Origin of the sequence: Brevundimonas sp. (assembly GCF_030656255.1) — a bacterium.
In the GTDB taxonomy this organism is placed as follows: Bacteria; Pseudomonadota; Alphaproteobacteria; order Caulobacterales; family Caulobacteraceae; genus Brevundimonas.
In genome coordinates this window covers 20,572-27,753 of record NZ_JAUSOE010000117.1, presented here as the reverse complement: position 1 = coordinate 27,753, position 7,182 = coordinate 20,572, and the positions used below count along the sequence as shown (strand labels likewise).

Here is a 7,182-nt window from a genome sequence, read left to right as displayed (position 1 = left end):
CGGTGTAGGGGCCGGAGGAGTCATAGATGGTCACCGGCGGCTCGTTGGCCGACGGGTGGACGGCGACCTCGCGGAAGGGGACGCGGATGTCGGGGTAGAGCTCGCCGGCGACATAGACCTTGCGCGACCCGGCGCGTTCGCCGGTCGGGATGGTTCCGGTTTCGCGCATGACCGCGTCGCGCGCGTCTTTCAGAGCCAGTTCGACATTGGGCTCTTCGGGCAGGGCGGGGGGCGTGACTTGGATGTTCATGGCGGCCTCAAACGGTTGAGGTCCGCCGACGTTGGGCGAGACGGTCCTGTCTTGAGGACCAAAAGCGTTTCCCATCCCTTCGCCGGCATGACCCGGATCAGGTTCGACGGGTCAGGCGGCTACGCCAATCTCAGCCGCTCGATTGCGACCCCCCGGAGAACGAGGCTCAGGGTGACGCCGGGGGAGGCGGACGTCAAGCGGGCGCAAGCGTGGCTGGAAAAGGCGTCGGATTTGCGTGGGATAAGCGGTGAAACGGACTTGCCCGCCGGCGTCGGGAGCGTCAAACGAGGGGCGTGTCTATTCAGTCCCTGATCATCGATTGCGACCCCGGCGTGGATGACGCCGTGGCGCTGTTCCTGGCTTTTGCAGCGGCCGAGCCGGCCCTGCTGGCCGTCACCACCGTGGGCGGCAACGTCCCCGGCGCCCTGACCCAGCGCAATGCGCGGATCGTGCGCCAGATCGCCGGCCGCGAGGACGTCCCGGTGTACGGCGGCGCCGAACGCCCGCTGAAACGCCCGCCCGCCGGGGCCGGCGACTTCCACGGGGCCGAGGGTCTGGGCGACCTGGCGGTGTTCGCGCCGACCGGCATCATCGGCGACGGCCCGGCGGCCAACGCCATCGTCGACCTGGTGATGAAACGCCCGGCCGGATCGGTCGCCGTCGCCGTCCTGGGGCCGATGACCAATCTGGCCCTGGCGATGAAGCGCGAACGGCGGCTGGCCGACCATCTGGGGCCGGTCGTGGTCATGGGCGGGGCGCGGTCGGAGGGCGGCAATATCACCCCTTCGGCCGAGTTCAACATCTGGGCCGACCCGGATGCGGCGGCGGTGGTGTTCGGTTCGGGCTGCGAAGTGATCGCCTTCGGCCTGGACGCCACCCATCAGGTGCGGGCCACCGAGGCGCGGATCCGCGCCATCGAGACGATCCGCACCGACCCGGCGCGCACCGTCGCCGCCCTGCTGCGCTTCTCGCAGCGGGTCGAACGTCAGGCGACCGGAGCAGACGCCCCGCCCCTGCACGACCCCTGTCCCATCGCCTGGCTGATGAAGCCGGACCTGTTCACCCTGAAACCCTGCCGGATCGAGGTCGAGACGGGCTCGGAGCTGACGCGCGGCCATACGGCCGTGGACTTCCGCGTCGATCCCGCCGCCGCCCGCCACCACTGGGCCGTCGGCGCCGACGGGCAAGGGGTGTTCGACCTGCTGACCGAGACGCTGAAGGCGAAATGATGCGGATCACCGTCGTCGGTTCGATCAACCTGGACCTGGTCGCGACGGCGCCCCGGCTGCCGGCGCCGGGCGAGACGGTGACGGGGGCCAGCCTGGCCCGCTATCCGGGCGGCAAGGGCGCCAACCAGGCCTACGCCGCCGAGAAGCTGGGGGCCGAGGTCTGTCTGATCGGGCGGGTCGGCGACGACGCCATGTCGGGCGAGGCCTTGGCCCTGATGGCCGACCTGGGCGTTGATCTGTCGGGCGTGGAGACGGACCTGGCCGCGCCGACCGGCGTGGCCCTGATCGCCGTCGATCCGACCGGCGAGAACCAGATCGTGGTCGCGGCCGGCGCCAATCATTTCGTGACGCCCGAACATCTGCCGCAGCGGATCGAAGGCGCGCTGATCGTTCAGCTGGAGCTGCCGATCGCGACGGTCGAGGCGGCGGTCGGCCGGTCGACCGGCTTCGTCTGCGCCAACCTGGCGCCCGCCGCCCCGGTGTCGGAGGCCCTGCTGCGCCGCGCCGACCTGATCGTCGTCAACGAGACCGAGGCCGCCTTCTACGGCGACACCCTGCACCGGGGCGGCGGCCGCGTGGTGGTGACCAAGGGCGCGAAGGGCGCCGCCATGTACCAGCGCGGCGTCGAAATGGCCTGGGCGACCCCGCCTGTGGTCGAGGCGGTCGATGCGACCGGCGCCGGCGACGCCTTCGTCGCGGCGATCGTCGTCGCGCTGCTGGAGGGGATGGACCCGGCGCAGGCCCTGCGCTTCGCCTGTGCGGCCGGGGCGGTCGCGGCGACCCGGCCGGGGGCTCAGCCGTCGGCGCCCGAGCGGGACGAGGTCGAGGCGCTGATGGCGGGTTGACAGGGGCGTATGAACGTCGTCGGTTCTCGCTCTCGGGTTGTAGGGGGCGCGTATGCTGACGCGGCGATTTCTGGGTCTGGCGCTGATGGCGACGGCGACCATGGCGGGCCGGCGCGCTGAGGCGCAGGAGGCTCTGACGGCGGGCGATCAGTATCGGGCCGAGGGGCGCTATCTGCCGCTCTATCTGGAACTGAAGGCCCAGGTCGAAGCCGGCGATGAGAACGCGCGCTTCCATCTGCCCTGGTTCGCCGCCTTCGTCGGGGACGAGGCGACCGCCGTCGGGTTTGACGAGCGCACGCGATCCGCCGACCGGCCGATACCCGATCTGGCGGACGCCGAGGCCGAGGACGCCCTAGAAGCTATCGTTCGGGCGGCGGCGGACAAGCAGATCGTCATCCTGAATGAGGCGCACAATGTCTCGGGCCATCGCGGCTTCGCGGCGCGGGTGATGCGCGCCTTGCGCCCGCTGGGCTTCGACACTTTCGCGGCTGAGACGTTCGGCAAGATTGACGCCTATCGGACCGGCGCGCCGTTTCATCAGGGGCTGGGCTATTATATTGCGGACCCCGTCTATGCCGAAACGGTGCGGGAGGCGGCGGGCCTGGGCTATGTGTTCGCCGACTATGAGCAGCGGCCGGATCAGAGGGCGCCCGCCGAGGCCGACATGGATGCGCGGACGACCGCGCGCGAGATCGCTCAGGCCCGGAATCTGATCGAAAATGTGCTGAAGCCGCGCCCCGACGCGCGGATCTTCGTCCTGTGCGGCTACAGCCACGCCACGGAGGTCGAGGGGGTGGGCGGACTGTGGTTCGCCGGCCAACTGAAGGCGGCGACGGGGATTGACCCCCTGACCATCGAACAGTCGAACAATTGGCCGGCGACCCGTCCCGAAGCGGATACGGTCGAAGTCGCGGCCGTGTTGAAGCGGTACGCTCCGACGCGACCGGTCACGGTGTCGCGAGACGGGCGGGCCTTCGCCAGCCGGTTCTTCGACGGCAAGGTCGATCTGAGCGTCTTCCATCCGCGTCTGCCCAAGGTCGCCGGACGGCCGGGTTGGCTAGCGGCCGATCCCGTGCGCAAGCCCGTCGAGGTGCCGGTTCCGCCGTTCGAGGGACCGGCCCTGTTGCAGGCCTTGCACCTCGACGAAGGCCTCGGCATTCCGGCCGATCATCTGCTGCTGGAGCCGGCACAGACCCGGGCGACGCTGCTGCTTCGGCCGGGCCGCTATTTCCTGCGCCTGGAGACCACGGACGGGATCGAGCCGGCGTTCGGGATGGTGACGGTCTGAAATGAACACGCCGAGGCGCGCCGAAGCCTGAGTGCGACAGCACGGGGCGCAAGGACCCATTGAAACACACCGTGCAGTCGCGTCCAAGCTGTGCTGTACGGGTGTAGCGTTATTGACACAAATCGGTCCAAGTCGGGCCTTGGCCTATTGCAGTTGGGAAATAATACGGCACGGTGGCTCCCAGGTTTTTGAGGGGAGTGCACGGCATGATTGAACGCAACGGGATGGGGCGGCGGCGCTGGTTGGCCACGGCGTCGGTGATCGGGCTGATCGCGGCGGCGGGGACGGCGGCGGCGGAGGTGCCGAATGACAACTTCAGCCCCAATGCACCGCCGGTTCTGGCGGACCCTGATGCGATCAACGGCATCGGCAATATCATCGTCGACACCGGCGGCGGCTCGGTGGGCGTCTGCACCGGCAGCCTGATCAATCCCCGCACGGTGCTGTTCGCCGCCCACTGCGTCAACGACATCCCCGATTTCGCCTATGGATCCCTGGGACTCGGCGTGCCGATCAGCGTCGGGTTCAAGGGCGACGCCTTTGACGGCATCCTGAACTGGATCACCAGCGGCGACTACGCCACCAGCTATATCGACCAGCACTACAATATGAGCCGGGTCTTCTATGATCCGCGCTCGCTGGAGGACGCCCAGGGCGGCGGCTTCTTCGAGGCGGACGTGGCCATCGGCGTGCTGGATTCGCCGGCCAAGGGCGTGCCGACCTGGGCCATGCTGTTCTCGCCGCTGACCGGCGACGAAGACCGGCATGTGATCACCGGCGGCTATGGCGCCAGCGGGACCGGGTCTCTGGGCGCAGTCCAGGGCATCGATTTCCGTCGTCGCGCCGCCGAGAACATGATCGGCGCCCTGACCTCGCTGGACGACATCGACCTGTTCCTGTTCGGGGACGGCAGTCAGGGCGGGCTGAGCCAGAACCTGTACATGGTCGATTTCGACGACCCGGCGGGCACGGCGACCTTCGACTTCAACATCTTCGGCGACGATGTGGCGCTGGAGAACGAGGGGATGACGGCGGGCGGCGATTCCGGCGGTCCGTTGATCCTGGACCGCGCCTTCGACACGCCGGTGATCGTCGGGGTGCTGTCGCTGGGATCGCGCTATTTCAATGGCCAGGGATCTGCCAGCTACGGCACGACGGCGGGCTATCAGCCCCTTTATCTGTTCACGGACTGGATCGTCGCCAACAACCCCTACAAATATGTCACCACGACCGGCGGAAACGGCGACTGGTTCGATCCGACCCATTGGATCCAGATGATGGATCCCAACTACAAGATCATCGACGCCAACGGCAATCTGGTCACCGGCCTGCCCGACACGCCGGCCGAGGGCGTGGACTCGCGCGGCGGGGAATGGGGCGGCATCTGCTTCTTCGGCGACTGCGTCGACGCCGGGGAACTGGCCGACTACAACCATGACCGCGAGGACGGCTTGAGCAGCGGGGCCACGGTCGTCAACGCCGAGGTGACGGGCGGACGCACCCAGGTGGCCATCGACGGGATCGTCGCCGGCGGCGCGGCGGGCGGTTCGCGCGGCGAGACGGCGTCCGGCCTGGCTGTGCGTCACGAGGCGGCGGCCGTCGGCACGGCGCCGGGCGCCAGCCTGCCGTTCGAGATCGTGCCGGGCGGGCCGGGGTCCACCAATTTCGTGCCGTACAACGTCCAGGGCGATGTGCTGGCCGGCGAGAACCCGCTGTTCTACGACGTCAATCTGATGTCGGCAGGCACGACCACGCTGAACGACGTGGCGATCATCGATCGGCTGACGATCGGGACCAGCGGGGCGGTGCTGGACATCGGCGCGGACGGCCTGTTGTTCGCCGAAAACGACGTCAGCGTCTGGGCCGGACAGTTGAACGTGGACGGCGCACTGCTGACCTACGAAATGCTGCTGGCCGGCGGGGTGCTGAGCGGTTCGGGCGTGATCGACTCCACGGTCCTGACCTCGGTCATGGGGGCCATCGCGCCGGGCGGGCAGGGCGAGATCGGCGAACTGACTCTGCTGAGCGACCTGGTGCTGGCGTCGGGCTCGCGCCTGTTCATCGACATCGGCGGTGATCAATCCGACCGTCTGACCGTGCTGGCCGACAGTTTCGAGGGTACGGCCGGCGTGGCCTCGCTGGGCGGGCTATTGGGGCTCAGCTTCGTCAGCGCGCCGAAGTTCGGCCAGACCTACACGGTGCTAACGGCCCAGGGCGGGCTGGACGGCGAATTCGACGCCGTCACCGACATCTCGGGCGTGCTGTACCCGGTGCTGGATTACACCACGACCAGCGTGGAGGTGGAGATCGAGGCCGCGTCCTATCTGGACTTCATCAATCCGAATTCGCGCGCCCAACGCACTCTCGGCGGCATTCTGGATGCGGCGCGGGCCACCGACTATGAGGCCTTGGGCGACATCTACGCCCAGACCGACCTGCTGGAAGGCGAGGCCCTGGAGGTCGGGCTGGAAAGCCTCTCGCCCTTCGCCGCCCATTCGGGCGTGACGATGCTCTCGGCCCAGACCGAGGCTCTGCGCGGGGTGGTGGACGGGCGGATCGCGCGGGATCGTTCGGCTGGCGCGACCGAAGGCCTGACCCTGATCGGATCGGGCGTGGAGGTGGCCTCGCTGAACCCGGCGGCGACCGCAGCAGCGGCCGGAATGGCGGCCCGCCAGGCCCAGGCGGAGGCCCAGGAACGGGCGCGCTGGGGCGGATGGAAACAGGGCGTCTCGGCCTACTTCGGCGCCGGCGCCATCGAGGGCGAGGCGGCGCAACTGCGCGGAACCCTGGCGGACAGCCGCAGCGACGATCAGAGCGCCTGGTATGTCGTCGGCGGGCTTGAGCGGACCATCGACGCCCTGACTCTGGGCGCCAGCCTGGCCTATGCCGAAGGCGAGTCCGACTTCGCCGAGGGGATCAGCACGGCCGACAGCCGTCAGGTTCAGGCGACCCTGTATGGGGCGGTGGATCTGGCGTACGGCGCCTATCTGGGGGCCAAGGTCGGCTATGGCGCGGCGGATCTGGACACCGAACGGGCCTTCGCCATCGGCGGCGCCAGCTTCCGCGCCGACGGGGAGACGGACGGCAAGGTGGTCAGCGGCGGGGCCGAACTGGGCTTCAACCTGACGCGCGGCGGGCTGAAGCTGCAGCCGAACATCGGGCTGAACGCCTATTCGGTCGATCTGGACGCCTATCAGGAGACGGGCGGGGTCGCGGCCCTGAGCGTCGCCGACCAGTCGTTCGATTCGCTGCAGCACCACATCGGGCTGCGGGTCGGCGGCGAGACCCGCAGCGGCCGCTGGAGCATCAAGCCGGCGCTGGACGTGCGCTGGGTGCATGAGCTGGCGGGCGACGACCGCAATGTCGAGGCCGCCTTCGTCGCGGCCGACGCCTTCGGCGGGGTCTTCGCCGGCGCCAGCAACGACAGCGAATGGGCCGAGATCGGCGGTTCGGTGGCCATTGAAGGCGACCGATTCGGCGTGACGCTGAAAGCCGCCTCCATGGTTGATCGCGAGGATCTGGACTACCAGACCTATAGCGCCACGGTGACGATGAAGTTCTGATCCGGAA

5 protein-coding genes and 1 riboswitch are annotated in these 7,182 nt (G+C 68.9%); of the genes, 4 read left to right on the top strand and 1 reads right to left on the bottom strand.

The genetic code is table 11. The annotated features are described in order from the left end of the window. On the bottom strand, positions 1 to 169 hold a 169-nt coding region (locus Q7J26_RS12240), incomplete at its 3' end, for a hypothetical protein (RefSeq protein WP_370651940.1). 137 nt (positions 170 to 306) lie between these two features. After that, positions 307 to 415, bottom strand: a riboswitch (TPP riboswitch). A gap of 128 nt (positions 416 to 543) precedes the next feature. Between Q7J26_RS12240 and Q7J26_RS12235 the strand changes: the two genes are divergently transcribed. From Q7J26_RS12235 to Q7J26_RS12220, 4 genes are all read left to right on the top strand, one after another. Further along, positions 544 to 1,479 (top strand): nucleoside hydrolase, encoded by a 936-nt coding sequence (locus tag Q7J26_RS12235; protein WP_304936689.1) that lies wholly within the window; start codon positions 544 to 546, stop codon positions 1,477 to 1,479. Continuing rightward, entirely contained in the window at positions 1,476 to 2,324 is an 849-nt protein-coding gene (locus Q7J26_RS12230; RefSeq protein ID WP_304936688.1) for a ribokinase, read from the top strand. The genes Q7J26_RS12235 and Q7J26_RS12230 overlap by 4 nt, the downstream gene beginning before the upstream one ends. Positions 2,325 to 2,376: 52 nt before the next feature. Beyond that, positions 2,377 to 3,612: a hypothetical protein gene (locus tag Q7J26_RS12225; protein ID WP_304936687.1), complete on the top strand. Its 1,236-nt coding sequence runs from the start codon at positions 2,377 to 2,379 to the stop codon at positions 3,610 to 3,612. A gap of 206 nt (positions 3,613 to 3,818) precedes the next feature. After that, complete coding sequence (locus Q7J26_RS12220) at positions 3,819 to 7,175, top strand: autotransporter domain-containing protein (protein ID WP_304936686.1); 3,357 nt, start codon at positions 3,819 to 3,821, stop codon at positions 7,173 to 7,175. Positions 7,176 to 7,182: the final 7 nt, after the last annotated feature.

Coding starts and splice junctions, on each gene's coding strand:
- Q7J26_RS12230 (WP_304936688.1), top strand. CDS start 1,476: ATGATGCGGATCACCGTCGTCGGTTCGATCAACCTGGACCTGGTCGCG.
- Q7J26_RS12225 (WP_304936687.1), top strand. CDS start 2,377: ATGCTGACGCGGCGATTTCTGGGTCTGGCGCTGATGGCGACGGCGACC.
- Q7J26_RS12220 (WP_304936686.1), top strand. CDS start 3,819: ATGATTGAACGCAACGGGATGGGGCGGCGGCGCTGGTTGGCCACGGCG.